General features: G+C 67.4%; 28 protein-coding genes and 1 tRNA gene. 16 read left to right on the top strand and 13 right to left on the bottom strand.

Annotated elements, in window-relative coordinates; genetic code table 11:
* The first annotated feature begins 64 nt into the window (after positions 1–64).
* On the top strand, positions 65–355 hold the full coding sequence (locus KQ303_RS04175; RefSeq protein WP_259729280.1) for a DUF2811 domain-containing protein: 291 nt from the start codon (positions 65–67) through the stop codon (positions 353–355).
* 833 nt (positions 356–1,188) lie between these two features.
* Here KQ303_RS04175 and KQ303_RS04170 read toward each other — a convergent pair.
* The 6 genes from KQ303_RS04170 to KQ303_RS04145 all read right to left on the bottom strand — a co-directional run bounded on the left by KQ303_RS04170 (position 1,189) and on the right by KQ303_RS04145 (position 5,695).
* Positions 1,189–2,871, bottom strand: a complete 1,683-nt coding sequence (locus KQ303_RS04170) for a GMC oxidoreductase (RefSeq protein ID WP_259729257.1) — start codon at positions 2,869–2,871, stop codon at positions 1,189–1,191.
* 140 nt (positions 2,872–3,011) lie between these two features.
* A tRNA-Met gene (locus tag KQ303_RS04165) sits at positions 3,012–3,088 on the bottom strand.
* A gap of 65 nt (positions 3,089–3,153) precedes the next feature.
* Positions 3,154–4,137 carry an asparaginase gene (locus tag KQ303_RS04160; protein ID WP_259729256.1) on the bottom strand — a complete coding sequence of 328 codons (984 nt, stop codon included), beginning with the start codon at positions 4,135–4,137 and terminating at the stop codon, positions 3,154–3,156.
* Between the two features lie 41 nt (positions 4,138–4,178).
* On the bottom strand, positions 4,179–4,682 hold the full coding sequence (locus tag KQ303_RS04155) for a CGLD27 family protein (RefSeq protein ID WP_259729255.1): 504 nt from the start codon (positions 4,680–4,682) through the stop codon (positions 4,179–4,181).
* 16 nt (positions 4,683–4,698) lie between these two features.
* The gene (gene rsfS, locus KQ303_RS04150) at positions 4,699–5,067 is read right to left on the bottom strand and encodes a ribosome silencing factor (RefSeq protein ID WP_094510382.1); all 369 of its coding nucleotides are present in this window, start codon (positions 5,065–5,067) and stop codon (positions 4,699–4,701) included.
* Positions 5,060–5,695, bottom strand: a complete 636-nt coding sequence (locus KQ303_RS04145; RefSeq protein WP_259729254.1) for a DUF3318 domain-containing protein — start codon at positions 5,693–5,695, stop codon at positions 5,060–5,062. Before KQ303_RS04145 ends, rsfS begins: the two co-directional genes overlap by 8 nt.
* Positions 5,696–5,807: 112 nt before the next feature.
* On the opposite strand from KQ303_RS04145, the gene carB reads away from it, so the two are divergent.
* Entirely contained in the window at positions 5,808–9,113 is a 3,306-nt protein-coding gene (gene carB, locus KQ303_RS04140; protein ID WP_259729253.1) for a carbamoyl-phosphate synthase large subunit, read from the top strand.
* 32 nt (positions 9,114–9,145) lie between these two features.
* Positions 9,146–9,838, top strand: a complete 693-nt coding sequence (locus KQ303_RS04135) for a DUF3386 domain-containing protein (RefSeq protein ID WP_094510379.1) — start codon at positions 9,146–9,148, stop codon at positions 9,836–9,838.
* A 104-nt stretch (positions 9,839–9,942) separates the two neighbouring features.
* On the opposite strand, the gene KQ303_RS04130 is transcribed toward KQ303_RS04135, so the two are convergent.
* The 3 genes from KQ303_RS04130 to KQ303_RS04120 all read right to left on the bottom strand — a co-directional run bounded on the left by KQ303_RS04130 (position 9,943) and on the right by KQ303_RS04120 (position 12,368).
* A complete protein-coding gene (locus KQ303_RS04130) occupies positions 9,943–10,173 on the bottom strand; it encodes a DUF6447 family protein (RefSeq protein ID WP_094510378.1) in 231 nt (76 codons plus the stop codon).
* Between the two features lie 26 nt (positions 10,174–10,199).
* Positions 10,200–10,499: a hypothetical protein gene (locus KQ303_RS04125; protein WP_094510377.1), complete on the bottom strand. Its 300-nt coding sequence runs from the start codon at positions 10,497–10,499 to the stop codon at positions 10,200–10,202.
* A gap of 129 nt (positions 10,500–10,628) precedes the next feature.
* The gene (locus tag KQ303_RS04120) at positions 10,629–12,368 is read right to left on the bottom strand and encodes an ABC transporter ATP-binding protein (protein WP_255099724.1); all 1,740 of its coding nucleotides are present in this window, start codon (positions 12,366–12,368) and stop codon (positions 10,629–10,631) included.
* A gap of 38 nt (positions 12,369–12,406) precedes the next feature.
* Here KQ303_RS04120 and KQ303_RS04115 point away from each other — a divergent pair, with 38 nt between their 5' ends.
* Together KQ303_RS04115 and tpiA are read left to right on the top strand one after the other, a co-directional pair.
* Positions 12,407–12,592 carry an RNA-binding S4 domain-containing protein gene (locus KQ303_RS04115; RefSeq protein WP_259729252.1) on the top strand — a complete coding sequence of 62 codons (186 nt, stop codon included), beginning with the start codon at positions 12,407–12,409 and terminating at the stop codon, positions 12,590–12,592.
* 29 nt (positions 12,593–12,621) lie between these two features.
* Positions 12,622–13,362, top strand: coding sequence for a triose-phosphate isomerase (tpiA, locus tag KQ303_RS04110; protein WP_259729251.1), 741 nt, complete (start codon positions 12,622–12,624; stop codon positions 13,360–13,362).
* A 246-nt stretch (positions 13,363–13,608) separates the two neighbouring features.
* Here tpiA and KQ303_RS04105 read toward each other — a convergent pair whose 3' ends face one another.
* Positions 13,609–13,884, bottom strand: a complete 276-nt coding sequence (locus KQ303_RS04105; RefSeq protein ID WP_094510373.1) for a DUF3136 domain-containing protein — start codon at positions 13,882–13,884, stop codon at positions 13,609–13,611.
* 571 nt (positions 13,885–14,455) lie between these two features.
* Here KQ303_RS04105 and KQ303_RS04100 point away from each other — a divergent pair.
* Genes KQ303_RS04100 through folP form a run of 3 tightly spaced genes read left to right on the top strand, consistent with a single transcriptional unit; the run spans position 14,456 to position 16,163 of the window.
* Entirely contained in the window at positions 14,456–14,653 is a 198-nt protein-coding gene (locus KQ303_RS04100; RefSeq protein ID WP_144036871.1) for a hypothetical protein, read from the top strand.
* Positions 14,650–15,288 carry a TPMT family class I SAM-dependent methyltransferase gene (locus KQ303_RS04095; RefSeq protein ID WP_259729250.1) on the top strand — a complete coding sequence of 213 codons (639 nt, stop codon included), beginning with the start codon at positions 14,650–14,652 and terminating at the stop codon, positions 15,286–15,288. Before KQ303_RS04100 ends, KQ303_RS04095 begins: the two co-directional genes overlap by 4 nt.
* 8 nt (positions 15,289–15,296) lie before the next feature.
* A complete protein-coding gene (gene folP / locus KQ303_RS04090; protein WP_259729249.1) occupies positions 15,297–16,163 on the top strand; it encodes a dihydropteroate synthase in 867 nt (288 codons plus the stop codon).
* Here folP and KQ303_RS04085 read toward each other — a convergent pair.
* Together KQ303_RS04085 and KQ303_RS04080 are read right to left on the bottom strand one after the other, a co-directional pair.
* Entirely contained in the window at positions 16,147–16,356 is a 210-nt protein-coding gene (locus tag KQ303_RS04085) for a hypothetical protein (RefSeq protein WP_255099728.1), read from the bottom strand. The genes folP and KQ303_RS04085 overlap by 17 nt on opposite strands.
* A gap of 23 nt (positions 16,357–16,379) precedes the next feature.
* Entirely contained in the window at positions 16,380–20,402 is a 4,023-nt protein-coding gene (locus KQ303_RS04080; RefSeq protein ID WP_259729248.1) for a magnesium chelatase subunit H, read from the bottom strand.
* 147 nt (positions 20,403–20,549) lie between these two features.
* On the opposite strand from KQ303_RS04080, the gene dapB reads away from it, so the two are divergent.
* The 5 genes from dapB (at position 20,550) to KQ303_RS04055 (ending at position 24,057) form a co-directional block, all read left to right on the top strand.
* Positions 20,550–21,428: a 4-hydroxy-tetrahydrodipicolinate reductase gene (gene dapB, locus KQ303_RS04075; protein WP_399232836.1), complete on the top strand. Its 879-nt coding sequence runs from the start codon at positions 20,550–20,552 to the stop codon at positions 21,426–21,428.
* A 4-nt stretch (positions 21,429–21,432) separates the two neighbouring features.
* Positions 21,433–22,077: a hypothetical protein gene (locus KQ303_RS04070; RefSeq protein WP_094510368.1), complete on the top strand. Its 645-nt coding sequence runs from the start codon at positions 21,433–21,435 to the stop codon at positions 22,075–22,077.
* 154 nt (positions 22,078–22,231) lie between these two features.
* A complete protein-coding gene (locus tag KQ303_RS04065; protein ID WP_094510367.1) occupies positions 22,232–22,504 on the top strand; it encodes a high light inducible protein in 273 nt (90 codons plus the stop codon).
* 82 nt (positions 22,505–22,586) lie between these two features.
* Positions 22,587–23,810 carry an FAD-dependent monooxygenase gene (locus tag KQ303_RS04060; RefSeq protein ID WP_259729247.1) on the top strand — a complete coding sequence of 408 codons (1,224 nt, stop codon included), beginning with the start codon at positions 22,587–22,589 and terminating at the stop codon, positions 23,808–23,810.
* Between the two features lie 34 nt (positions 23,811–23,844).
* Positions 23,845–24,057 carry a DUF2949 domain-containing protein gene (locus KQ303_RS04055; protein ID WP_094510365.1) on the top strand — a complete coding sequence of 71 codons (213 nt, stop codon included), beginning with the start codon at positions 23,845–23,847 and terminating at the stop codon, positions 24,055–24,057.
* 26 nt (positions 24,058–24,083) lie between these two features.
* On the opposite strand, the gene KQ303_RS04050 is transcribed toward KQ303_RS04055, so the two are convergent.
* Positions 24,084–24,641, bottom strand: coding sequence for an adenine phosphoribosyltransferase (locus tag KQ303_RS04050; RefSeq protein WP_255099730.1), 558 nt, complete (start codon positions 24,639–24,641; stop codon positions 24,084–24,086).
* A 48-nt stretch (positions 24,642–24,689) separates the two neighbouring features.
* Between KQ303_RS04050 and KQ303_RS04045 the strand changes: the two genes are divergently transcribed.
* The 3 genes from KQ303_RS04045 to KQ303_RS04035 all read left to right on the top strand — a co-directional run bounded on the left by KQ303_RS04045 (position 24,690) and on the right by KQ303_RS04035 (position 26,286).
* Entirely contained in the window at positions 24,690–25,235 is a 546-nt protein-coding gene (locus tag KQ303_RS04045) for a DUF3038 domain-containing protein (protein WP_094510363.1), read from the top strand.
* A complete protein-coding gene (locus tag KQ303_RS04040; protein WP_094510362.1) occupies positions 25,232–25,867 on the top strand; it encodes a DUF4335 domain-containing protein in 636 nt (211 codons plus the stop codon). Before KQ303_RS04045 ends, KQ303_RS04040 begins: the two co-directional genes overlap by 4 nt.
* 173 nt (positions 25,868–26,040) lie before the next feature.
* Complete coding sequence (locus KQ303_RS04035; protein WP_094510361.1) at positions 26,041–26,286, top strand: hypothetical protein; 246 nt, start codon at positions 26,041–26,043, stop codon at positions 26,284–26,286.
* Positions 26,287–26,294: the final 8 nt, after the last annotated feature.

The following is a 26,294-nucleotide window of genomic DNA, read 5'->3' as shown; positions in this document are numbered from 1 at the left end:
GGACCAGGGAGCCACGGCATTGAGCGACGCGCTGAACAGGACCACAGGCCAAGGACGCAACGGCATGCGCGGCAGCGAGGCCGCCAGTGGCTCAGGACGGAGTGAGGCCTATCCAGGCGAAGCCGGGGTGGCTGCAGAAAGCCGCGTGAGTCTTGAGGCGGAGATCCCTGAGCTCCTGTTCGACGGCATGCGCGACTTCATCCGCAGCCATCCCCACTGGGACCAGTACCAGCTGGTCAGTTCAGCCCTGGCCAGCTTCCTGTTCCAGAACGGATGCACCGACGGCTGCGTCACCCAGCACTACCTCAACGGTCTGTTCATGCGCAACCAGCCGCCCGAAGGCCGCCTCGTCTGACGGCAGCTTGCCCGGAGTCCAGCGGGGCTGACGCGAGATCAGCCGTCATCGTCCGAGACCAGCAGCCGTGGCCCTAGACCAGCAGCCAGGGCCGATGGGCGCCAGTGAAGCCGGAGACAGGCACGCGTGAATGGACACAGGCCGCCAATGCTGAAGAACGGCCTGTAAAGCTCGCGCTCCTGATCCACCCAAGATCCTCCTCGCAGCCGATTCGGCTGTTGATCCACGCGTCGTTTATTGCACGCGCGATTCAGCCACTCGGTGGTTCCTTGAGCACTTGTCCTCCAGGCCCATTGCTCTGAACAACGCCAGCGAGCACGCAAGCTGCAAGCACGTGGGCGCCAAGCAACGCACCATCAAGTCCTGCACGATGGCTGGCTGCCGATTCACAGACCGCTGATCACTGGATCCCACCTTGATGGTTTCACTGGATCTCACCTTGCTGTTCCAGACGTTGTCGTTCCCAAGCCGCTGTCTCGCGCGTTGCTGACTCGAAACCTGCTGACTCGAAGGTTGCTGCGTCACACGTTGCTGAGTCGCAGTGGCTGCTCAAGCTGCTGATTGGCAGGTTGCAGCTTTACGCGTCGCGGCTTCACTCGGTAAGGGTTTGTCGGCCACCGAACAGCAAACAACCGGCTGAAGGAGAGGTCCTGCGCAGCGGAACACCACAAAATCACAGGCCCGCTGCCTGTGGCGCCAGCAATAAAAAAGCGGAAACCCTAAGGCCCCCGCTTTGGAATCTCCCTTGCCCGACCCGGTTAAAGGTCGCCTGCAAATTGTGCAGGAGGGTCCAGATCGCTTTTGTGGTCGTTGACACCGCCCGCGTGGTCCGGTCAGGACGCGCTCACAGCCTCATCGATCGCGCCAGTGCGCAACCTGTGGGCGGCATGGGCGCAGGCCCGCCAGGTGATTGCCATCTCCGTGAGCGTGGGGCTCTGCCAGCCGGCACTGGGCCAGCAGGCCCCATCGGTGACCAGCAGATTGGGGGCCTGCCAGCAGCGGTTCCAGGAGTCCACCACCCCGGCGTCCGGGCCAGCCGCCATGCGGGCTCCGCCCAGTTCATGGATGAAGTAGCCCGGCGGGGCCGCCTCCGTTGACAACGCCACCCCAAGGCGCAGCAGCGGCTCGGCCAGCGGAAACAGGAACAGATCCTCCAGCGGCCGGATGCAACCACCGGCGGCAGCCACCACCGCCGCCATGCGCGCCTGCATGTGGGCCACCATCCGCGTTTCGTTCTCGCCCCAATGCACGTCGATGTGGGGGGCCGGCAGGCCCCAGGCATCGGTGGCAGTGGCTGAAAGGGTGAGCCGGTTGTGGGCCTGGGGCAGCACTTCCCCCTGGCCGATCAGGAAGCCCACCGCCTCCCTCGGGCGCCGCTTGAACGGAGCCGGCGGATCGAAGCGCTGCACGCCGGCCCAGATGCCGTAGCCGCGGCGGAAGGGCAGAGGCTGGTCATCGGCGCCGAGGTTCACGGTGTTGGGGATGAAGGCACTGCCCGCTCCCGACAGTTCACTGGGGCCGGTCGGGGCTGGCTGATCGGGCAGCGCGAAAAAACGGCAGCTGGAGATGTGATCCATCAGGTGGCACCCGAGGCTGCCGGAGGGGTCCGCCAGCCCATTGGGCTGATGCGCCTCTTCGGAATGGAGCAGGATCCGCACCGATTCCAGCGTGGAGGCGCAGAGCACCACCAGCTGGGCCTGCACCCGCTGCCGCGCACCGCTGGCCTGCTCCACGTACACCACCGCCTCGGCACGGCGGCGGGTGCGATCGAACTCCACATGGCTCACCACCGCCCCCGGACGCAGCGTCACCCGGCCGGTGGCCAGGGCCTGGGCCAGCGCCCCGCCCTGGGAGCAGGAGCGGGGCCAGGGGCCGCTGCCGGGGCGATGCAACGCGAAGCCACGGGAGTGGATCAGCGGCAGATTCAGCTCCCGGGCGATCGCCTGCTGAAGGTGGCGCTCCGCTGGCGTGAACGGCAGCGGCGGCTGAAACTCCCCATCCGGCAGCTGGGGCAGGCCATCGCGGTGGCCGTGCACGCCGTGGAAGCGCTCGAGTCGGGCGTAGTAAGGGGCCAGGTCGGCGTGGGAAAGCGGCCAGGACGGGCCGTGGCCATCCCGCTCGCCCGCCTTGAACTCGTGGTCGGAGAGGCGCAGCGTGATGCCGCCCCAGGTGAGACTCTTGCCGCCCACCTGACGCCCCCGGCTCCAGAGGAAGGGGCGGTCGGGAGGCGTGCTGTAAGGGTTCTCTCGCTCATCCACATACAGCTCCGGGTTGGCCTTCCAGTAGCCCGGATGCTGCACCTGCCGCCACTGCCGGCCGCTGCTGATGTTGGCCACCCGCCTGAGGCTGTTCAGGGGCTCGCTGCCGAAGGCCTGGCGGGCGCTGAGCGCGGGGCCCGCGTCCAGCACCAGCACCCGCAGGCCGGCGCTCGCCAGCACCATGGCGGCGACCCCGCCGGTGGCGCCGGACCCCACCACCACCGCATCAACCAGGGCTCCGGGATCAGCGAGAGGCATCGGCTGGCCAGCAACGGGCGTGGCGTGGCGACCTTAGGCGGCGACAGCCGGTCGTCGAACCAGCGACGCAGGGCCCCGCCTCTGCCCAGACAGCTGCCCATAAAAAACCGGCTGCAGATCCGCAACCGGGGGATGAAAAGTGGTGGCGGGGAGGAGATTTGAACTCCTGACCTTCGGGTTATGAGCCCGACGAGCTACCAGACTGCTCTACCCCGCGTCGCCTCAGACACACTACAAGCCGGGGGTGCCTTCCGGCAATGGGCCGGGTCCTGGGCGCCGGCTTCAGCGCGCCATGGCGTCAAAGCGCAGCTCGCCGCTCACCTCCAGCCGCAGGCCAAGGCCTGGGGCAAGGAACTGATCCTCGAGCTCTTCGAGGGTGAGCGCCGTGAGCCAGTCGAGCTGCCGCAGCAGGTGCAGCGTCACCGCGTGCTTGGCACGGCTGGCGCCGTCCTCCACCTTGATCGCCACTCCCAGCCCCTCGCCCATGCGGGCCAGGCACTGGATCCCTTCGGCGCCCCCCTTGCTCAGCACCAGGCCATGACCCCGCCGCATCAGCTCAGTGTCGAAGCGTCCCTCGCCAGCCACAAGCTCAGGGTGGGCCAGCATGGCCCGACTCAGCCGCTCAAGATCGGGCTGCTCAGAACCGCCCAAGTGGGCAAACAGCAGCGCCATCTGGGCCAGCTGGATCTGCACGGTGGGGGCCCCGCAGTCGTCGCGCGCCGTGAGCAGCTCCGCTCCGGGCAGGCCCAGCAGTTCCCCCACCCCCTTGAACACCTGCTGCTGCAGCGGATGGTCGGGCTGGAGGTAGGTGTCCAGCGCCCAGTTCATGCGGCGGCAGGTGGCAAGAAACGCGGCGTGCTTGCCCGAACAGTTGTGCTGCAGCGGGCTGGCGTCGGGCCGCGGTGGCGGGCACTGCAGCCGTTCGGCTTCCAGGTCGGCGCTCCAGAGGATCTTGAACGCTTCGCGGGCATGGGCCGGCGTGCCGGCGTGGGACGCACAGGCGATCGCCAGGCTGCGGCTGTCGGCACCGGCCAGGTCGGCGGCACCGCTGCTCACATAGGCCTGGGCCTGGAAGGGCTTCAGCGCCGATCGCATGAAGCTGAGCTGCTGGGGATCACCGGCGCGCATCAACACCCGCCCGCGCTTGTCGCAGACAACGGCGTGAACGCGGTGCACCGACTCGGTGATACCGGCACGCAGCAGCCGCACCTCCAGGGGGGGCACGCCTGGCCGCTGGGAGGAGCCGAAACTGGAAGACAAGGACATCGCAGAGGGATCGGCGCCCCGGAAACGACCGGGGCCAAGGTTCAAAGAGCCTGGCAGAGCCAGGCTCCTACCAGCAGCAGTGCAGCGGCCAGGAGCAGGCCCTGGCGGAGACGCTCCAGCACCGGACGCACTTCATGGCGGGCCACCAGCAGGTCCTGCTGGCGCCAGGAGAGGGGCTTCTCCCACACCTGGCCGTCGTACCAGCCGGATTCCTCGTATTCCACCCGCTCGGAGGTGAGGCGCCGGCTCACATAGCTCCAGCCCAGCCACTGGCGGATCAGCAGCAGCAGCGAGGGCAGCACTGCCGCCACCGCCGCCGCCAGCACCAACCGCAACGGCGCGTGGCGCAGGGGCCAGCTGCCGTAGGCGATCAGCAGACACAGCGGCAGTGCAAGCAGCCAGCTGATCGCCAGGGGCTTGAGCAACTGCCGGGAGCTCTGCACCGGCCAGGCGAAGAACCAGGAGGCGAGCAGCTGGCGGTATTCCTCCAGGGGCTGCTGTTCGACGGGCACCGGACAGGTCGAGAGGGGGGAGACCTGAGCCATGGAAGACGCCGGACGGTCAGAGGGAAACAGACTCCTCGGAGCCTAGGAACGGCACCTGCTCGCCGTGTCCCCAGAAGGCTTCCAGGTCGTAGTAGCGCCGTTCGCTGGGGGTGAGCACATGCACGATCAGCTCGCCGTAATCGAGCAGCACCCAGCGCCCTTCGTTCTGGCCCTCCTTGCGCAGCGGCAGCCGGCCCGCATCAGTGAGCAGGCGGTCTTCGACCGAACGGGCGATGGCCCGCACCTGCACATCGGAGAGGCCCGAGCAGATCACGAACCAATCGGCCAGGGAGGACACCTCATCGACCCGGATCAGACGGATGTCCACGGCCTTGCGGTCGTCGCAGGCCTCGGCGGCAAGCCTGGTGAGGCGATCACTATCCATAGACGTTCTCGCTGGTGACGGACTGGCGGCTGCCTTGTTGCTGGGCCATCTCGGCACGGGCGGTGGCCGCACTCTTGCGCAGGGCCTCCAGGCGATCTTCGTAGAAGGCGCGTTTCTTCTTCTTGCGGGTCTGCTCGACCAGTTCCTTCAAGGCGCCACCCAAACTCTTGTAGGCATTGGGCAGGGTGTAGCCGAAGCGGGTGGCCAGGGCAATGGCCCGCTCATCGGCGGCGATCGCATCCTGCAAACGTTTCTCTGAGTTGTTCTTGAGGTAGAGCCGGTAGCCGGCGAAGCCCGACAACCCCAGCGCCATCATCAGCAGCAGGCCGTCCTGCACCCATAGCTCGCCGATGGCGCCGCCAAGGCCGATGGCCAAGGCCGCCATCTCCCAGCCGTCGCGGGGCACCGCATCGTTCTGGATGCGGCCCACCTCATGCCAGAAGAGCAGGTTGCGGTGGTCGAGGGCCAGCTGATCCCAGGCTTCGAGATCCAACTGGATCTCCACCTCATCACGGCCGATCTCCTCGATCGTGACCAGGGGCGGGTCGGCGGAGGCGGCGGCTTCCACGAACACCCAGCTCTGCATCTCCGGAGGAAGCAGCCCCTTGAGGCGCTGGAGTTCGCTCATCGAACCGGCAATGGATAGGAAACCGCCACGTTAGCGAGGACACACGCCCCGGAGGCCAGCCAGCGGGCAGTGGGCGTGAGAGGCTGAGGCCGTTTGGCTTCGAACACCGCCCATGCCCCGCCGCACGGATCTGCGCCGCATCCTGCTGCTGGGCTCCGGACCGATCGTGATCGGCCAGGCCTGCGAATTCGATTACTCAGGCACCCAGGCCTGCAAGGCCCTACGGGCCGAGGGTTTCGAGGTGGTGCTGATCAATTCGAATCCGGCCTCGATCATGACCGATCCGGAAATGGCGGATCGCACCTATATCGAGCCGCTCACCCCTGAAGTGGTGGCGCGGGTGATCGCCATCGAGCGCCCGGATGCCCTGCTGCCCACCATGGGCGGTCAGACCGCCCTCAACCTGGCGGTGGCCCTGGCGGAAGACGGCACGCTCGAGCGCTACGGCGTCGAGCTGATCGGCGCCAACCTGGCCTCAATCAATAAAGCGGAAGACCGCCTCCTGTTCAAACAGGCGATGGAACGGATCGGCGTGGCGGTGTGTCCATCCGGCATCGCCAGTTCGCTCGCCGAGGCCGAACGGGTGGGAGAGGAGGTGGGCGGGTATCCGCGCATCATCCGGCCCGCCTTCACCCTCGGCGGCTCCGGCGGCGGCATCGCCTACAACCCCGAAGAGTTCCGGGCCTTCTGCAAGAGCGGTCTGGAGGCCAGTCCCGTCTCCCAGATCCTGATCGAGCAGTCGCTGATCGGCTGGAAGGAGTTCGAGCTGGAGGTCATGCGCGACCTGGCCGACAACGTGGTGATCATCTGCAGCATCGAGAACCTCGATCCGATGGGGGTGCACACGGGCGACTCGATCACCGTGGCCCCTGCCCAAACCCTCACCGATCGCGAGTACCAGCGCCTGCGCGACCAGTCGATCGCGATCATCCGCGAGATCGGCGTGGAAACCGGCGGCAGCAACATCCAGTTCGCGATCAACCCCGCCAACGGCGACGTGGTGGTGATCGAGATGAACCCGCGCGTGAGCCGCAGCTCGGCCCTCGCCTCCAAGGCCACCGGCTTTCCGATCGCCAAGATCGCCGCCCGGCTGGCGGTGGGCTACACCCTCGACGAAATCCTCAACGACATCACCGGAGCGACGCCGGCCTGCTTCGAGCCCACGATCGACTACGTGGTCACCAAGATTCCCCGCTTCGCCTTCGAGAAGTTCCGCGGCAGCCCGGCGGTGCTCACCACCTCGATGAAATCGGTGGGCGAGGCGATGGCGATCGGCCGCTGCTTCGAGGAATCGTTCCAGAAGGCCCTGCGCTCGCTGGAAACCGGCCACGCCGGCTGGGGCGGTGACCGCCCCGATGCCGAGGTGGAGCCCAGCGACCTGGAACGCCAGCTGCGTACCCCGGCGCCTGAGCGGATCTTTGCGGTGCGTGCCGCCATGGTGGCCGGCCGCAGCGACACCGACATCCACGCGCTCAGTGCCATCGACCCCTGGTTCCTGGCCAAGCTGCGCGGCATCTTCAACGCCGAGCAGGCCCTGCTGCAGGGGCGTGCGCTCAACGACCTGACCAGCGACACATTGCTGGCGCTCAAACAGCTGGGCTTCTCCGATCGCCAGATCGCCTGGGCCACCGGCAGCGACGAACTCAGCGTGCGGCGCCATCGCCAGGCCCTGGGGATCAATGCCGTGTTCAAGACCGTGGACACCTGCGCGGCGGAATTCGCCTCCACCACGCCGTACCACTACGCCACCTACGAGCGGCCGCTGGAGCAGTTGAACGCGGACGGCAGCCTGGCGCCCCTGCCGCCGCAGGACGAGGTGCAGCCCGAAAGTCGCCGCAAGGTGATGATCCTGGGCGGTGGGCCGAACCGCATCGGGCAGGGCATCGAGTTCGACTACTGCTGCTGCCACGCCTCCTTCGCCCTGCAGGAGGAAGGCCTGGCCACGGTGATGGTCAACAGCAACCCGGAAACGGTCTCCACCGACTACGACACCTCCGACCGCCTCTACTTCGAGCCGCTCACGCTCGAAGACGTGCTGAACGTGATCGAGGCCGAGAAGCCCGCCGGGGTGATCGTGCAGTTCGGCGGCCAGACGCCCCTGAAGCTGGCGCTGCCACTGCTGCGCTGGCTGTCCACGCCGGAGGGCATGGCCACCGGCACCCGCCTCTGGGGCACGTCACCGGAATCGATCGACAGTGCCGAAGACCGCGAGCAGTTCGAGGCGATCCTGCGGCGGCTCGACATCCGCCAGCCGCGCAACGGCCTGGCCCGCAGCGAGACGGAGGCCCGTGCCGTCGCCGCCCGGGTGGGCTATCCCGTGGTGGTGCGGCCCAGCTACGTGCTCGGCGGCCGGGCGATGGAGGTGGTGTTCGACGAAGAGGAACTCAACCGCTACATGGTGGAGGCGGTGCAGGTGGAGCCCGACCATCCGGTGCTGATCGACCAGTACCTGGAAGACGCGATCGAGGTGGATGTTGATGCCCTGGCCGATCGCGAGGGCCGGGTGGTGATCGGCGGGCTGATGGAGCACATCGAGCCGGCCGGCATCCACTCCGGTGATTCAGCCTGCTGCCTGCCGGCGGTGTCGCTCTCGCCCGCCGCGCTGGCCACGATCCGCCAGTGGACCGAAGCGCTGGCCCTGGCTCTTGATGTGTGCGGCCTGATCAACCTGCAGTTCGCCGTGCAGCGGGAGCAGGTGTTCATCATCGAAGCCAACCCGCGTGCCTCCCGCACGGTGCCGTTCGTGGCCAAGGCCACCGGCGTGCCCCTGGCCAAGGTCGCCAGCCGCCTGATGGCAGGGCGCACGCTGGCGGAGCTGGGCCTCACCGCCGAACCTCAGCCGCCGCTTCAGAACGTCAAGGAGGCGGTGCTGCCCTTCAAGCGCTTCCCCGGTGCGGACACCCTGCTGGGACCGGAGATGCGCTCTACGGGCGAGGTCATGGGCAGCGGCGCCGATTTCGGCATGGCCTACGCCAAGGCGGAACTGGCCGCCGGCGAAGCATTGCCCACCGCAGGCATGGTGTTCCTCTCCACCCACGACCGCGACAAGGCGGCGCTGGTGCCGGTGGCCCGCAACCTGGCCGCGCTGGGCTTCCGGCTGATCGCCACCACCGGCACAGCCTCGCTGCTGCGCGCCCACGGCCTCGAGGTGGAGGCCATCCTCAAGGTGCATGAAGGCCGCCCGAACGTGGAGGACGCCATCCGCTCGGACCGCATCCAGCTGATCATCAACACCCCGATCGGCCGGCAGGCCGCCCACGACGACAAGTACCTGCGCCGCGCCGCCCTCGACTACGCGGTGCCCACGGTCACCACCCTGGCGGGAGCGCGCGCGGCGGTGGAGGCGATCACCACCCTGCAGAGCCAGGAGCTCACCGTGGCCGCCCTGCAGGACATCCACACCCGGGCCGGCAGCTGATCGCTACGGTGAAGGGCCCCTGCCCGAAACCATTGACCACCACCGCTCCCCCCAGCTCCGTCGTAGCTCCCGGCACCGACATCACCGACCTGTTCCGCGCCGCCTACGAGAACCGCTACACCTGGGAACCCGGCTTCGCCGGTTACCAGGGCCGCTGCGTGTGGGAGCAGGGCGACCGTCGGGTGGAAGGCCGCTTCGTGGTGGGCGCCGACCTCAAGGCCAGCGTGGAGGGGATCGACGACGCCGAAATCAACAAGGCCGTGGCCTCCCAGCTCTGGGAGGTGTGCATCCACCGGGTGCGCCGCACCTTCGAGCAAACCCACAGCGCCAACACCTTCACCGCCGGCGACACCGATGCGGTGGGCCTGGAGGTGATCGTGGGCGGCAAGGGCAGCGGCGACCGCTACCGCATCAAGGACAACGTGGTGACGATGGTGCACCGCCACATCCACGGCACTGTGGTGACGATCTTCACGCTGGAAACCACCGACACGGGCGCCGGCTACCTGAGCCGCCGCTACAGCAGCGCCTACAGCGACCCTGCCACCGGCGTCGCCCGTGGTGGCACCAGCCACTTCACCGACACCTTCGTGCCCCTGGCCGGCATCGGCCCCTGGGTGCTGAGCGAGCGCGTGATCGCCAGCGACGCAGGGAGCGGCGCCTCAGCAGCAGAGGGTGAGGCGGGCGAGCAACGCTTCCGCTTTGAAGACCTGCAGCCGGTCTGATACCAGCCGTTCTGATCGCAGCCGCAAACCCCGGCCCGTCTGCAGCCACGGGCCGGGGGGCGACGCTCGGGGTTAGGGACTCCAGGTACTGGAGCCCACTGCGCTCAAAAGGGCTCCGGCAGGGGCGGGACGGTTTTGAGGCGCTCGTTGAGCTGATGGGCCATCGACTGGCGCCCCACCGCCAGCACCTTCAGGGTGTCTTCGTGCAGGCGGAGCTGGTTGTCGGCCACCTGCATGCCGCGCACCAGTTCCTTGAGGTCGTCGGGCAGCGTGTTCAGGTCGTAGCGCTTGCCCTCGAAGGTGAGCACGGGTGGGTTGGAAGCGGCGTCTGTCAAAGCCAGCACAAAGGGGATCGCTCATTTTACGCCGGCTGGCGCCGCCGTTTGAAGAAGAACATCAGCAGGGGCCCCACCTGCGAGGCTTCCACCATCTCCCACCCTTCCGCGCCCAGCAAATTGAGGAAGAACTGCAGCTGCCCAGCCGGATGACGCGGCGGCGGCGGGGCGCCGTAGAACTCCGGAAACTCGCTGGCGATGAATTCGGGGCTCAAGGCACCTCGCAGCCGCTCACTGGCGGCTTCCGCGCTGGGGGGTTCGGGAGGGGTGCCACTCTCCAGGTTGATGTGGATGACCCGGTATTCCCACAGAGGCAGATCGGTCATGGCCGGCGGTGCGAAGGGGGAGCGAGCGGCGTGGGGAGAAGAGCCGGGTGGGAGCCAGACCAGCAGAAAGCTGGAAGGGAGGCCAGCCAAGCGGCAGGCCGGGCTTGAGCCCGGCGATCCGGGACCTGCTCAGTCCGCCACGCGGATCAGCTGACGCTGGCACAGCTCGCGGTAACGCCCGCCCCGGGCCATCAACTGATCATGGCTGCCCGACTCGACGATGCTGCCGGACTCGAGCACCAGGATCTGATCGGCCTCCTGCACTGTTGCCAGGCGGTGGGCGATCACCAGCACGGTGCGGCCGGCCATCGCCTGGCGCAGGCCCTGCTGCACCGCCTCCTCTGCCTCCGCATCCAGGGCACTGGTGGCTTCATCGAGAAGCAACACCGCCGGATCGCCAAGCACCGCCCGGGCGATGGCCAGGCGCTGCAGCTGACCACCGGAGAAATTGCTGCCCCGCTCCTCGATACGGGCGTCGTAGCCGCCCGGCAGGGCTTCGATGAAACCGGCCGCGTTGGCCAGTGCGGCAGCCTGATGCACCTGTGCATCGGAGGCGACACGTCCGAAGCGGATCGCCTCGGCCACCGTGCCGGAGAACACGCTGCTCTGCTGGGGCACCAGGGCCACGGCACGGCGCAGGTCGCCGGAGCGCAGCCGGGCCAGATCCTGGCCGTCCAGCAGCACCCTGCCCCGCTGGGCGGTGTTGAAGCGCAGCAGTAATGAAAAGAGCGTGCTCTTGCCCGCGCCGGACGGTCCCACCAGCGCCACCAGCTGCCCGGGCTCAGCACAAAGCTCGAGGCCCTGGAGCACAGGGCGCTCGGGGTCGTAGCCGAACCAGACGCCCTCCAGACGCACCTCCCCACGCACGGGGCCCAGGGGCAGGGCGCCTGCATCGTCGGGAGGTTCAATCGGCTCCTGCTCGATCGCCCGCAGCCGCTTGAGCGAGGCCTGGCCCTGCTGGAGTTCGTTGTAGTTGGTCGTGAGGTGGGAGATCGGATCGATCAGCATCAGCAGGGCTGCCACATAGCTGCTGAAACCCTGGCTGGTGAGGCCGCCCGCCTGAATCCGCGAAGCGCCGATCAGCAGCACCGAAAGGATCCCAGCCGCTTCGATGAAGCCCACCACCGGATGCTGGAGCGCCAGCAGTCGCATGGTGCGGTAGCGGGCGCGGCGGTGCAGGTCGATCTCCTGCTCGAAGCGCTGCTGCAGCCAGGTCTCGGCGGCGAAGGCGCGCACCAGCGGCAGGCCTCCGATCGCTTCTCCCAGCAGGCCGGCCAGTTCGCTCACCTGCTTCTGGCTGCGTTCGGCCGCCCCCATCACCTTGGCTCCGAAGGCGCTCACCAGCACGGCCACCAGCGGCGCCAGCAACAGGGTGGCGAGCGACAACTTCCAATCGAGGAAGACCATGTAGCCGAACACCACGATCAGCTGCAGCAGGCTGGGGGTGGTGTCCTGAATCGTCTTGTAGATCACCTCCGCCACCCGGTCGGCGTCTTCGGTGAGGCGGTAGGTGAGATCGCCGGCGGAGAGCTTCTCCAGGGAGGCGAATTCCAGGCGCTGCAGGCGCGCGAACAGCTGGCTGCGCAACGCCTGGCCTACCTGCAGGGCCGGGGAGGCCAGCAGGGTGTCCTGGCCGAACTGGGCCAGCTTCTGCACCAGAAACACCAGCAGGGCCAGGCCGATCGCCCGCAGCACCGCCGGGAAATCACCGGCGCCGATAGAGGGGATCAGCTGACCGGCCAGCCAGGCGAGCAGGGGCCAGCAGGCCACGAAGATCACCATGCAGACCCCGCCGGCGATCAGATTGCGGCGATGGGGCCCGAGCAGCGGCAGCAGCCCGCGAAAACCGGCCGGTGGGGGTGCGAGCATCGGCGAACCTTATCAGCGCCCTTTCGGCGCCTCCCTGGGTGCGGCTTGACCAGTTCCTCAAATGGCAGGGCGTGATGGCCACAGGCGGCGAGGCCAAGCTGCGGGTGCAGAACGGTGAGGTGCGCGTGAACGGCGCCATCGAGCTGCGCCGCGGCCGCCAGCTGCTGGCGGGCGACCGGGTGGAGTGGCAGGGCATTGAGTTGGAGGTACCCCCCTCGGCCTAGGTTGTTGGGCACCTCAGCGAGAGAAGGCGGTGCGCAAGGCGGTGATTGCAGGCAACTGGAAAATGCACATGACCTGCGCAGAGGCGCGGGCCTACGCCGGAAGCTTCGTGCCATTGATGGCCGATCTTCCTGAGGATCGGGTGGTGGTGCTGGCGCCGCCCTTCACCGCCATCGCCGCGCTGAGCGAAGCCCTGGCAGGGAGCGACATCAAGCTCTCCAGCCAGAACGTCCATTGGGACAACGGCGGCGCCTACACAGGCTCCATCTCGGCGGAGATGCTCAAGGAGCACGGGGTGACGTACGCGATCGTGGGCCACAGCGAGCCCCGCAAGTACCACTCCGAGAGCGATGAGCAGATCAATCGCCGCGCCCTCAGCGCCCAGGCGGCCGACCTGATCCCGATCGTGTGTGTGGGTGAAACCGACAGCCAGCGCAGCGCTCGCGAGACCGAGCGGGTGATCCGCCGCCAGGTGGAGCAGAGCCTGGAGGATCTTGATCCCAGCCGAATGGTCGTGGCCTATGAGCCGATCTGGGCGATCGGCACCGGCAAGACCTGCGACGCCGCTGAGGCCAACCGAATCTGTGGCCTGATCCGCAGCTGGGTGGGTTATCCGGATGTGGTGATTCAGTACGGCGGCTCGGTGAAAGCCGACAACATCGACCAACTGATGGCTCAGAGCGACATTGACGGTGTGCTGGTGGGGGGCGCTTCGCTCGACCCGATCAGCTTTGCCCGCATCGCCCAGTACCGCGTGCCGGTCACCATCTGAGCCCTGGCCTGGAGCATCGGATCGGGCCGATCCGAATGGATTCGCCGCTCTCGGCCAGATCGAGTTGCGGCGACAGTTGCCGGCGGAACAGCCATGGAAGTTCAAGCCATCGCGGCCCAGGCCTCGGATGTTCAAGCCATGGCTCAGCAAGCCACGGCTGGTTATGGAAATCAGCTCGCCATCCTGCAGGCTTGAATTCCGGGAGCGGCAACGCCCAATCTGGCGCTGATCAGCTGGACATCAGAATCAGGTGCTGGGAGCGGGGGAGCCGCTGGTGCCCAACGAGCCGTTGTTCGGGAGGTCGCCGTATTCACGTTTCAGCAGCACGTAGAGGTAATCGGGCGACTTATAGCGGGAGGGGTAGCAGTGAAAGATGGTTTCGAGGCGATCCCAGCAGACGGTTCGTTGGATCTTGACGAGGGATTTTCCCTCTCTTACCAGGATGCGGAGGGCCTTGCAATAGAGATGATAATTCGCTTCGAGTTCGCCAACGGTGAGATTGGCCGCGCGCGCTTCGGTCATGTGGTGAACTCCTAGGGATTCACGCCAACTGGCGTGGATGAGAAAAAAGACTTACCGCCTGCCATCCGTAGCGTTGTGGCTGGATGGCCTCTCCACTAACCGCTCTCAACCACGTGGCCATCCCTCATGAAAAACTCAGGCGGGGAACACTCCTTGCGGAGGCCATACCACAAGGGCCGCAGGGGCATTGTCCTCAGCGGCATTGTGCTCCGCAGGCCACTGTGTTCATTCAACCCTGCCATGGGCCCGGGGCATGTTTGTGGCGGACATGGAGGGAACGAAACGCCAACATCAATGCAATGGCTGAAGCGAACGTTCTGCTCCCTGCACGACCCTACGGCGACCCACGCACCACTGCGGTCGCCAGGGAGGCCCGACATCAAGCTTCATTTTCTACATCACGACATATGAAGCAGGCCAGCAGAAATACTCATGCAAACCCACGGCCCACAACGGTGGAACCCACAGACATGGAGCTCATGACTCCGGCAGCAACCGCGCAGGCTCGCTACACAGAATTCACATGGAAACAGCGGCCTTTCCTACAACCAGTGGCATGAATGACAACGCGATGAGCACTCTTTCCTTCCCCTTGCATCCGGATGAATGGCGGCGCATCCGTGAGGCTCTCCGCTACCAGGCCCGCGACCTGCACCATCGCTCCTACGCGGTGGATGCCGTGCGTCGGGAGTTGCTGTGGGAGGAGATGGATCGCTGCCTGCAGCTCGCCGATCGGATCGAGGTCTTGCTGGCGGAGCCGGAACCATGAGCCCGCCTGAGCCGCCGCAGGGTGCCCTTGCCTGGGACCATCGCTACCGGGAGGGAACCGATGCCTGGGAGCTTGGTCAGCCGGCGCCACCGCTGCAGGCGTTTCTTCAGCACCACGCGCTGGCTCCAGAACCTCCGGGGAGGGTGCTGGTGCCGGGCTGTGGGCGCGGCCACGAGGCGGCCCTGCTCGCTGCCGCCGGCTTTGCCGCGGTTGGCCTTGATTTCAGCGCAGCGGCGCTGGCAGAGGCCGAGCGGCTGCACGGCAGCGGCCCCGCGCTGCAATGGCTGCAGGCCGACCTGTTCAATCCTCCGGCGCTTGCCGCTGCAGGGCTCACGGCCGGCAGCCTTGAAGGGGTGCTGGAGCACACCTGCTTCTGCGCCATTGATCCTTCACAGCGGAGCACCTACCTCACCACGCTGCGGGAGTTGCTGGCTCCCGGCGGCTGGCTGCTGGGTCTGTTCTGGTGTCACCCGCGCCCGGGTGGGCCGCCCTACGGCGCCGAGGCCGGCGCCCTGGCTCGGCAGGTTGAGCAGGCAGGGTTCACCAAGGCCTGCTGGGAAGCGGCTGTGGGCTCCGCCAGTGGCCGCAACGGGCAACCACGCGATCATGAGTGGCTGGGCTTGTGGCGGCGGTGAACACGGCAATGGCAACGTCCTCGGCTCCGGCCCTGGCCTGGGGAACGCGCACCTATGTGATGGGGGTGCTCAACCTCACCCCCGATTCCTTCAGCGACGGGGGGCGCTATCCCACGCCGGAGGCGGCGCTGCGCCAGGCCCGGCGCATGGTGGCGGCGGGCGCCGATCTGCTCGACCTGGGCGGTCAGAGCACACGCCCCGGCGCCGCCGAGATCAGCGCCAGCGAAGAAATGGCCCGGGTGCTGCCGGTGCTCGCGCTGATCCGTGCCGCCTTTCCGGACGGCAGAGGGCCGTTGCTGTCGGTCGACACCTTTCGCGCTGCGGTGGCCGAAGCGGCCCTGGCCGCCGGTGCCCACTGGATCAACGACGTCAGCGGTGGGCGGCGCGAGCCGGAGCTGTTACAGGTGGTAGCGGCGGCCGGCTGCCCCTACGTGCTGATGCACAGCCGCGGCGACAGCCGCACCATGCACCAGCTCGCCACCTACAAGGCTGTGACGGCAGAGGTGGGCGAGGAGCTGCTGTGGGCCACGGAGCGGGCCGTGGCCGCCGGAGTGAACACCGCGCAGGTGATCTGGGATCCGGGCCTGGGCTTCGCCAAGACCACCGAACACAACCTCACCCTGGTGCGTGAGTTGAGCCAGTTGCGTGCCGCAGGCTTCCCCCTGCTGGTGGGCCCTTCACGCAAACGCTTCATCGGCGCTGTCCTGGAGGAGCCACGGCCGCGGGCACGCCTGTGGGGAACGGCGGCGGTGAGCGCCTTGGCCATCAGCCAGGGAGCCGATGTGCTGCGCGTGCATGATGTGGGCCCGATCGCCCAGACGGCCCGCATGGTGGACGCCGTCATGAGGTCGCAGGGACTCAGTCTTGAGGGGTGAGGAAGCGGCCGGAGAGGCGCACCGCCAACACCACCGCCGCGATCCCGTACGAGGTGAACGTGATCGCCTGAGCAACCGTGCCGGCGTCATACGCGCCGCGCTCCAGCAGCACGAAATCGGCCAGGGAAGACGCCGTGCCCCAGAGCAGCACCCAGACGCTCACGTAAGCCACACCTTTGAGGGCTGGAGACATAAAAGGACCGCGATGGATGGACCTTAGGCGGTGGTGACCCCTTCAATGCGATCTTCGATCTCCTGGTAAATCTCCTGCAGTTGGGCGATGTTTTCATCGCTGGTTTCCCAGTAGCCGCGGCCGTTAACTTCCAGCAGCGTGCCCACGATGCGGCGGAAGCTGTGGGGGTTGAGCTCCATCAGCCGCTTGCGCATCTCCTCATCGTTGATGAAGGTGTCGTTGGCCTCCTCGTACACGAAGTTGTCGACAGCGCCGCTGGTGGCACTCCAGCCCAGGGTGAAGTTGAGCCGCTTGGCCACCTCACGCACACCCTCGTAGCCGGAGTTGAGCATGCCCTCATACCACTTGGGATTGAGAAGCTTGGTGCGTGAATCGAGGCGGATCGTTTCGCTCAGGGAGCGCACCTGAGCGTTGGCCGTGGTGGTGTCGGCAATGTAGCTGGTGGGGGCCTTGCCGTCGTCGCGCAGGCCGGCGATCAGCTTGGTGGGGTCGGAGTCGAAGTAGTGGCTCACGTCGGTGAGCGAGATCTCCGCCGAATCCAGGTTCTGGAAGGTTACGTCGGCGGTTTTCATCGCCGACTCGAACACCTCCCGGTTCTGATTCATCTCCCCGGGGTTGTCGGCATTGAAGGCGAAGGTTTTGCGGGAGAGGTACATCTCCTGCAGTTCGCCCTCCTCCTCCCAGGTGCTGTTCTCCACCGCCAGGTTCACGTTGGAGCTGTAGCTGCCGCTGGCATTGGAGAACACCCGGGTGGCCGCCTCGCGCAGGCTGATGCCCTGGGCCGCAGCCTGCTCCTGGCTGTGCTTGCGCACAAAGTTCATCTCCATGGGCTCATCGGCCTCGGCGGCCATCTTCACGCCCTGATCGATCAGCCCCATCTGATTGATGAAGAGATCGCGAAACACCCCGGAGCAGTTCACCACCACATCGATGCGGGGGCGCCCCAGCTCCTCCAGCGAGATCAGCTCCAGCTTGTTCACGCGGCCGAGGGAATCGGGCACGGGGCGCACACCGATGAACCAGAGGATCTGCGCCAGCGATTCGCCGTAGGTCTTGATGTTGTCGGTGCCCCAGAGCACGCAGGCGATCGTCTCCGGCCAGGTTCCCTGTTCGGCTCGCTGGCGTTCGATCAGCCGGTCGACCACCACCTTGGCTGCCGCGATCGCGGCGCGGGTGGGAATCGCCTGGGGATCAAGGGCGTGGATGTTCTTGCCGCTGGGCAGCACGCCGGGGTTGCGGATCGGATCACCGCCGGGGCCGGGGATCACATATTCGCCATCAAGAGCCCGCAGCAGGCTCTCCATTTCCATGTCGGCGCAGATCTGCTCGAGACAGAAGCGCAGGTAGCCGAACAGGTTGTCGAGCTCGGCGGCATCCACCCCGGGAAAACCCGCCGCCCGGCAGGCACTCAGCCAGGGGCTGGGCAGCCGCACTCCGAAACGCTCCAGCAGATCGAAGAACCAGCCGAAGTTGCCGCGCAGGTTGACGCGGCCATCGCTGCCGGTGACGGAACGCACCATCGAGGCCACCGCCTTGCGGCACGCCTCGGTGATCGTCTGGTTGAGCTCCACATCCGCCAGCACACCGGCGTCATTGCCTTTGTAGACATCGGTGATCGTGCGGTCCAGGCTTTCGGCCAGCAGGGCCGGCAGGCTGCGGTAGCCCTCCTCTTCCCGCTCAAGGGCGGCGATGTTCACCAGGGTGGCGATCGCCTCCTCGGCGGTGGGGGGCTTGCCGATCGTGTGCAGGCCACAGGGCAGCAGCCGGCTCTCGATCTCCATCAGCTGGCGGTACACCGCCCCCACCACGGCGTCACGGCCATCGAGATCGAGCGCGCTGGCTTCCCCCTCCGGCAGGGTCACGTCCTTGTCGAGGTTGCACTGACGCGCCGTTTCCACGATCGCGTTGACGATCTGCACACCCCTGGAGCTCTCACGCAGCTGCTGGTAGGAACCCACCAGCTCGCCCAGCTCCTTGAGCCCCTTGTAGAGGCCGGCGTTTTCAGCTGGAGGGGTGAGGTAGCTGATTGTGGCGGCGTAGCCGCGCCGCTTGGCGATCGTGGCCTCCGAAGGGTTGTTGGCCGCGTAGTAATAGAGGTTGGGCAGGGCACCGATCAACGAATCGGGGTAGCAGGTTTCGCTCATGCCCATCTGCTTGCCGGGCATGAACTCCAGCGAGCCGTGGGTGCCGAAGTGCAGCACCGCATCGGCGCCCCAAACCTTCTCCAGGTAGGTGTAGTAGGCGGCAAAACCGTGATGAGGGCTGGCGCTGCGGGAATAGAGCAGCCGCATCGGATCGCCCTCGTAGCCGAAGGTGGGCTGCACCCCCACGAACACGTTGCCGAAGTGGCGGCCGTAGATCAGCAGGTTGGTGCCATCGGAGTTGAGGTTGCCGGGCGGCTTGCCCCAGTTCTCCTCGAGCCGCTCGGAATAGGGAGTGAGGCGCTCGTACTCCTCCACGCTCATGCGGTGGGCGATCGCCAGCTCCGGAGCACCCTGCAGCGCTTCGGGGTCATTGATCACCGCTTCCATCAGCGCCTTGGCATCCCGCGGCAGGTTCTGCACGTCGTAGCCCTTGCGCTTCATCTCCTCCAGCACCCGGTGGATCGAGCCGAACACGTCGAGGTAGGCGGCGGTGCCCACATTTCCCTTGTCGGGCGGGAAGCTGAACACCGTGATCGCCAGCTTCTTGTCGATGCGCGGCTTGGTGCGCAGCGAAGCCCAGCGGATCACCCGTTCGGCGATCGCTTCCACCCGGTCCTGCAGGGTGTGGGCCTTGCCGGTGGCGTCGTCGCGGCCGCTGAGCACGATCGGCTCGATCGCGCCATCCAGTTCGGGGATGGCGATCTGCAGGGCCACCTGCACCGGGTGCAGGCCCAGGTCGCTTTCTTCCCACTCCTGGGTGGTCTGGAACACCAGGGGCAGGGCCACCATGTAGGGCCGGTTGAGCTTGGAAAGCGCCTCGATGGCGCGGGGATGGTCCTGGCGGGCCGGGCCGCCGATCAGGGCGAAGCCGGTGAGGCTCACCACCCCATCCACGATCGGCTGCTCGGGATTGAGCGGGTCGTAGAAGAAGGCCTTTACCGGTTTGGAGAAGTCGAGACCACCGCAGAACACCGGGATCACGGTGGCGCCGCGGTATTCGAGCTCCTGAATCACTGCCACGTAGTGGGCGTCATCGCCGGTGACGATGTGGCTGCGCTGCAGCACCAGGCCGATCACCGGGCCACTGCGGGCCTTGTCGCTCAGATCCTGCCGGCTGGCCTGCCAGTTGAGGTATTCCTTGAGGTCTTCGAACATCCCCGGCGCCATCGGGTGCCAGATGCCGAGGTCGGGGAACACCACCGGTTCGGCCACCTCCAGCAACGGGCGGTCGCTCTCACCGCGGGGAAAGGCGTACTTGTCGGCCAGCATCAACAGGAAGTTGCGCAGGTTGTCCGGCGTGCCGCCCAGCCAGTACTGAAAGCTCAGCATGAAGGAGCGGGCATCCTGCGCCTTCTCCACCGGCAGGTACTTGAGCACCGTCGGCAGGGTGTTGAGCAGCTTCAACATCGCGTCCTGGAAGCCGGCCCCATTGGCCTCCTTCCGCTTCTTCATGAAGCTGGCGATGGCGCTCTTGCTCTGGCCCAGCTGCGCCATCGAGAAGGTGCCCAGCTTGTTGAGGCGCATCACCTCGGGCATCGAGGGGAACACCACCACGGCCTTGAGCCGGTCGCGGTGGGGGGCCACGGCCTCCACCACCTTCTGGGCCAGGTCCTCGATGAAGATCAGCGAGGCGATGAACACGTCGGCCGCCGCCACATCGGCGCAGAAGGCGGCGTAGTTCTCCGGATCACGCAGCTCCTCGATCAGGTAGCCGCACAGCTCCACCGCCAGGGCCGGGTTGTGCTCGTTGAGGCTGGTGGCGGCCGTGGTGAGGGCGTTCTGGTACTGGGGTTCGAGCACGACATACACCGCCTTCATCACCGGGCGGCCGTCCGAGCCCGCAGGGGTGGCGCATCCGGCCGGGCTGACCCGACGGCTGGCGGAGCGGACCTGCGTGAACATGGGCGTGCAGATTGAGCAATGTGAAGGAGCCTACGGAAAGCGGCGGCGGCAGGTGGGGTTTCCGGCCAAGGCGTAACAGGCCCGTGCCCAGCCGGCCTGCCCCGCGACGGCCATAGGCTCGCCCCAGCGAAGAGCCTGTCTGCGCCCATGACCGCCACCCCACCACCGGCGCCTGCGATGCCGCCCGCCACTTCGGCGGAGCCGATCCCCGTGGTGGTGGCCGGCGCCCTCGGCCGCATGGGCGCGGAGGTGATCAGGGCCGTGCTGGCCGCCCCCGATTGCGCATTGGTGGGAGCCGTCGACACCACCCCCGGGGCCGAGGGCGACGACGTGGGCGAGCGGCTGGGCCTGGGGCCGCTGGAGCTGGCGGTCACGGCCGATCTGGAAGGTTGCCTCTGCCAGGCCAGCCAGGCGGCCCGCCACCAGAGCGCCGGCGCCGTGCTGGTGGATTTCACCCATCCGAAGGTGGTGTACGAGCACACCCGGGCCGCCATCGCCTACGGGGTGCACCCGGTGATCGGCACCACGGGCCTCTCCCCCACGCAGCTGGAGGATCTGGCCAGTTTTGCCGCCAAGGCGGGCATCGGCGGTGCCGTGATCCCCAACTTCTCGGTGGGCATGGTGCTGCTGCAGCAGGCCGCCGCGGCCGCCGCCCGCTTCTACGACTTCGCCGAACTCACCGAACTGCACCACAACCGCAAGGCCGATGCCCCCAGCGGCACCTGCATCAAGACCGCCGAGCTGATCGAGGAGCTGGGGAAATCCTTCAATGCCGCCCAGGTGGAGGAGAGCGAAACCCTGGCGGGCTGCCGCGGCGGCCGGCGCGAGAGCGGCCTGCGGCTCCATTCGGTGCGCCTGCCCGGTCTGGTAGCCCACCAGGAGGTGATGTTCGGCGCGGCGGGCGAAACCTATACCCTTCGCCACGACACGATCGACCGCTCCGCCTACATGCCCGGAGTGCTGCTCACCGTGCGCCGGGTGCGGCAGCTGCAGGGGCTCGTCTACGGCCTCGAACGTCTGCTCTGAGGCCATGCTGGTTCCCGTCAAGCCCGCTGAGCTCCAGAAACTGATCCCGGCGGTGGCCAGCGGTCCGCAGTTCAACGCCTGCAGCGGCAACCCCCGCAAGATCCTGCAGCGGGTGCTGATCGCCGTGATCGGTGGGGTGATCTCGCTGCTGATCGCCCAGAGCCAGTTCTCCTACCGCTTCGGGCCGGTGTGGCTGGTGGCGGGCTTCGTGTTCCTGCTCTATGTGCTCTGGGGCCCGATCCTGGAGGCGGGGCGCAAGAACAGCGTGCTGCGCCGCTACCCGGCAGGGGCGATCTTCGAAGGGGTGGTGGCCGATCTGTTCACCCGCGAGCTGGTGGAGGAACGGAAGGAGCAGGCCGATGCCCGCGGACGGCTGGAGCTGGTGGAGAACCGTCGCACCTGGCTGTGCCTGGAGCTGGAAGACGACGACGGTTACCTGGGCCAGATCCGCTTCCCGATGGAAAAGAAGCACAAGGTGATCCGCCGGGGCATGGTGATCCGTTGCCTGGCCCTGAGCGAGCGGCCCGATTTCGTGCGCATCGGCGCCCTCACCGACGCCTGGTTGCCGCAGCTGAAGCTCTGGGTCGGCGAGTACCCCTATCTGCTGCGCCCAGCCTTCGAGGAGCTCTGCCTGCGGCGCCTGCGCTGAAGCCCGCCGGCAGCCAGCGCCGTGGCCGCGCAGACACCGGGTCGCCTCCACCGGGGTGCTTGGACTGGGGAGGGCATGCGCCTGAGCATTCGCGACATCCGTTTACGTTGCGCAATATTCTGTTACATTGATCCCATCACCACCGAGGAGCCCCATGGCCCAGGCCACCACCACCGCCCCCGTCTCCGCCACTGAGCGCGCCACCATTCGCGGCGCCACCGTCACCACCGAAGACGGCGGCCGCCTCAATGCCTTCGCCACCGAGCCCCGCATGGAAGTGGTGAGCGCCGAGAGCGGCTGGGGCTTCCATGAGCGCGCCGAGAAGCTCAATGGCCGTATGGCCATGCTCGGCTTCATCGCCCTGCTCGCCACTGAGTTCGCCCTCGGCGGTGAGGCCTTCACCCGCGGCCTGCTCGGCATCGGCTGATCGCCGGCCCGCACGGGCCGGTGGGGATCACCGGCCACGCCCCCTCAACCAGCCGCAGCAGAATTCTGCTGCGGCTTTTTTCATGGGCGATTCCCTGGACCGGCATTCCGACCATCTGACCAGCGAGCTGCAGGCCCGGGTCCGCGGCGCCGGTCCCACCGGCGCCCTGGCCGCCCTGGCCCTGGCCGAGGCCGGCTGGCAGGTGGAGCTGGAGGATCCGCTCACCGCCAGCCAGCTGCTGGCCCGCAACCGCGCCTACGCGCTCACCCATTCCAGCCGCCGTCTGCTGGAGCGCCTGCAGCTGTGGGAGGAGCTCGCTCCGGCGCTGGCGCCGTTCCGAGCCCTGGAACTCCACGACCTCGAGCTGGGCCTACAGGTGCCCTTCACCGCCCGCGATCTCGGCCGTCGGGCAGCGTCATCCTCCACCGCCGTGGCGTCCACAGGTTCAGCCTCCAGCGGCGACGCCGTGGGCTGGGTGGTGCGCCACACGCCCCTGATGGAGCTGCTGCTGAGGCGGCTGGAGGGTGATGGGCGCGTGCAGCTGGCGCTCGGCAGCCCCGGCAGCCAGACACCGGTGGATCTGCTGGTGGCGGCCGAGGGCGCCGCCTCCTCCACCCGTCAGGGCCTGGGTCTGGCCCACTGGCGCCTTCCTTACAGCCAGTCGTGTCTGAGCGTGCAGGTGCGCCTGCGCGGCTCCGCCAGCGATCAGGCCTGGGAGCTGTTCCGCGCCGAGGGCCCCTTCGCCGTGCTGCCCCTGGGCGGCGATCGCTTTCAGCTGGTGTGGAGCGGCCCGGCCCAGCGCATGCGGCGGCTGGAGAGCCTCGACCCCGTGGCCTTTCTCGACCGGCTGGCCGGCGCCCTGCCCGATGGCCTGCAGGCCGACGCTCTCCTGGACGCGCCGCGGGCATTCCCCGCCGCCCTGGAGCTGAGCGGGGGCTTTCACCGGGGCAACACCGTGCTGGTGGGCGAGACCATGCACCGCTGCCACCCGGTGGGGGGGCAGGGCCTCAACCTCTGCTGGCGAGATGTGGCCGTGCTGCACAAACTGGCGGCCCGCACCGCCCGGGGCAGGCTGCGCCTCAGCCGGCTGCCGGCGGCCTACGGCCGTCGCCGTTGGCCCGATGTGCTGCTCACCCTGCTGGCCACCGACGCCCTGGTGCGGCTGTTCTCGAACCGGCAGTGGCCACAGCGCAGCGTGCGCCAGATCGGCCTGGGTCTGCTGGGCCGGCTGCCGCTGCTGCGGCGCCTCAGTCTCCGGACCATGACCCTCGGTCCTTGCCAGCTACTGGCGCGCTGGTCAGAGTGATGGCGAACTCCAGCCGGTGCTTCCCTTCCGGGCCATGGTGAAGAGCACCTCCCCCCAACCGGTGCCGTCGTCCGCGCTGGTGCGTTACCTGCGCCGGGAGCTGGGTCTGAGCGAAAACGCCCTGGCCCTGGGTGTCAAGCAGGCCCAGCTGGAGCAGGCGCCGCTGCCGGTGATTCTCTGGCGGTTCGGGCTGATCAGCCTGGAGCAGCTCGATCAGGTGCTCGGCTGGCAGGACAGCCAGGATTAAGGACGGTTCAGACCTGCCGCCGTCCCTCAGCTGTAAATGATCAGCGACTCCACCGGATGTCCACCGGGCAGCCGCCGGCGGCCCTCCAGGCCGGCCAGCTCGGCCACGAACCCGAAGCCGCAGAGCGCCCCACCGGCCTCCTCCACCAACTGAGCGCAGGCGGCGGCGGTGCCACCGGTGGCGAGCAGGTCATCGACGATCAGCACACGAGCGCCATCGGCGAGGGCATCGTGCTGGATCTCCAGACGATCGGTGCCGTACTCCAGCGCATAATCCACGCCACGCACCTGCCCGGGCAGTTTGCCGGGTTTGCGCACCGGCACGAAGCCCAGCTCCACCACGGTGGCCAGGGCAGTGCCCACGATGAAGCCGCGGGATTCGATCCCCACGATCAGTTCGGGCTGCAACCGCTCGCACACCTCACTCAGCTGGCGCATCACCTCCTGCCAGCCGAGCGGATCACGCATCAACGGGGTGAGATCCCGGAACAGGATGCCGGGCTTGGGGAAGTCAGGAATGTCTCGCACCAGCTGGCGCAGATCGGGCGGCTGTGCCCTTTCGAGCGAAGGAGATAGGGCGGCCATGGCGGGGGCGGATGACGGATCGGCTCAGGCGCTGGCATCATCGCAGCCATGGCCGATGCAACCCTGACTGAATCCCGATCCCCCAGCCGGCTCAACCGGCGCGGACTGGAACGGCTGGATCTGATGCTGTTGAGCGTGGAAGCCCTCGATCTCAACGGGGGAGAAGCGATGGTGTTCATGGCCCGCCAGCTGGGCTTCGGCGACCTCTTCCCCAACCGGGTGGAGCTGTGGAAACGGCGTTGCTACAACCCACTGCGCCTGGCCTGCCGCCGGGGCGAACTGAGCGAAACCGAAACCGACGCGCTGATCTCGGTGCTGTGCGCCCTCGCCGAGCGCATCTATCCCATGCTCCGCCAGCTGCTGTCATCGTCTGAGCCGGATGTGGTGAGCGTCCAGCGCTGGGAATTGTTCCGCCAGCGCCTCGAGGAGCTGGTGCGGGAACGGCTGAACCCCCGCCGCGGGGGGGTTCAGAAGCTCCTTGACCCCGCGGAGGGCGCCCGTCGCCGTCTTCAGCTCGTGCAGAGTCTGGCCCTCGGCGCCGGTGCGGGGGGATTTGACCGTCTCAAGGCCAGCCTTATGGATGCCGCGGCATGAAACAGAGTTATCGCTACGAGCAGACAAGCTGCCGCCTGCGCCTTGATGGCCTTCCGGATCTGTCCGCCTCCCAGGACGGCGATGCGATCGGCATCCTGACGGGCTGGGAACTCGACCTGATCGGGCGGCCGTCGCTGGAGGGAAAACGCAACCATCTTGAGGCCCTGCTGAGCGTGGTGTTGCCCTATGCCCGCCACCTGGTGAGCGGGGTGCCGCGCCGCTTCGGTGGTGAAGGTTCACCGGTGCAGATCGAACCCCTCGGCTCTGGCGAACAGAGCCGGCACCGCCTGCGGCTGTTCAGCAGCCAGCCGGACACGCCTCCCCTCGAACTCGACTTCGACGACGCCGAGCTGGCAGATCTCGTGCGCTGCCTCGACCAGTTGCGGCTCGATCCACGTGTGCAGCTCGGCTTCACAATTCCCACCGAGCTGCCGCTGCAGCGCCGCGAAATCCTCGAGCGGGTACCGCTGCGGCGACGGTTGCTCTCCCCGGCGGCAGGGTTGGCAGCGCTGGTGATCACCTCCTCGCTCAGCCTGCTGGTGCCGCTGCCCAAGCCTGTCGCCCCGGGAGGAGAGACCCGACCGGCCGCCACCAGTGCACCGACGACCCCACCGGCCCAAACCGCCCCCTGAACCAGCAACGAGCGTTGCGATCCCAACACCTGGCCCCCAGAACACCCATTACTCTTTCAATGTGTGATCAACGGCACATGGGGAGACGGCTAGGTCCCATGACCGGAACTGGCACACTCCGCCGGCGGGATCCCATCCGTTGAAGGAAAGAACCAAGCCTTGAACACTGCCCGATGACAAAGAGCTGGTCGGAATTGCGGCGCCGCGTGATTCGCCTCGGAGCCTCCTTGGATGTGGTGGTGCGCAGCGATCCGGAAGTGTGCGGCCTCAGCGGCAAGGACTTCCACCTGTCGCTTCACCACGGCGGCCAGGGCGACTGCACTGTGGAAGGGCTCAGCCTGGTGGATTGTCCGAACGAACTGGTGTTGATTGAGTTCGAGCGCTGGATGCGAGGCGCTGGGTACTCCTTCGACACCTGAGCCTGTGG

Origin of the sequence: Synechococcus sp. CS-1333 (assembly GCF_025128015.1) — a bacterium.
Classification (GTDB): Bacteria; Cyanobacteriota; Cyanobacteriia; order PCC-6307; family Cyanobiaceae; genus MW101C3.
This window is presented reverse-complemented; position numbering and strand designations above follow the sequence as displayed.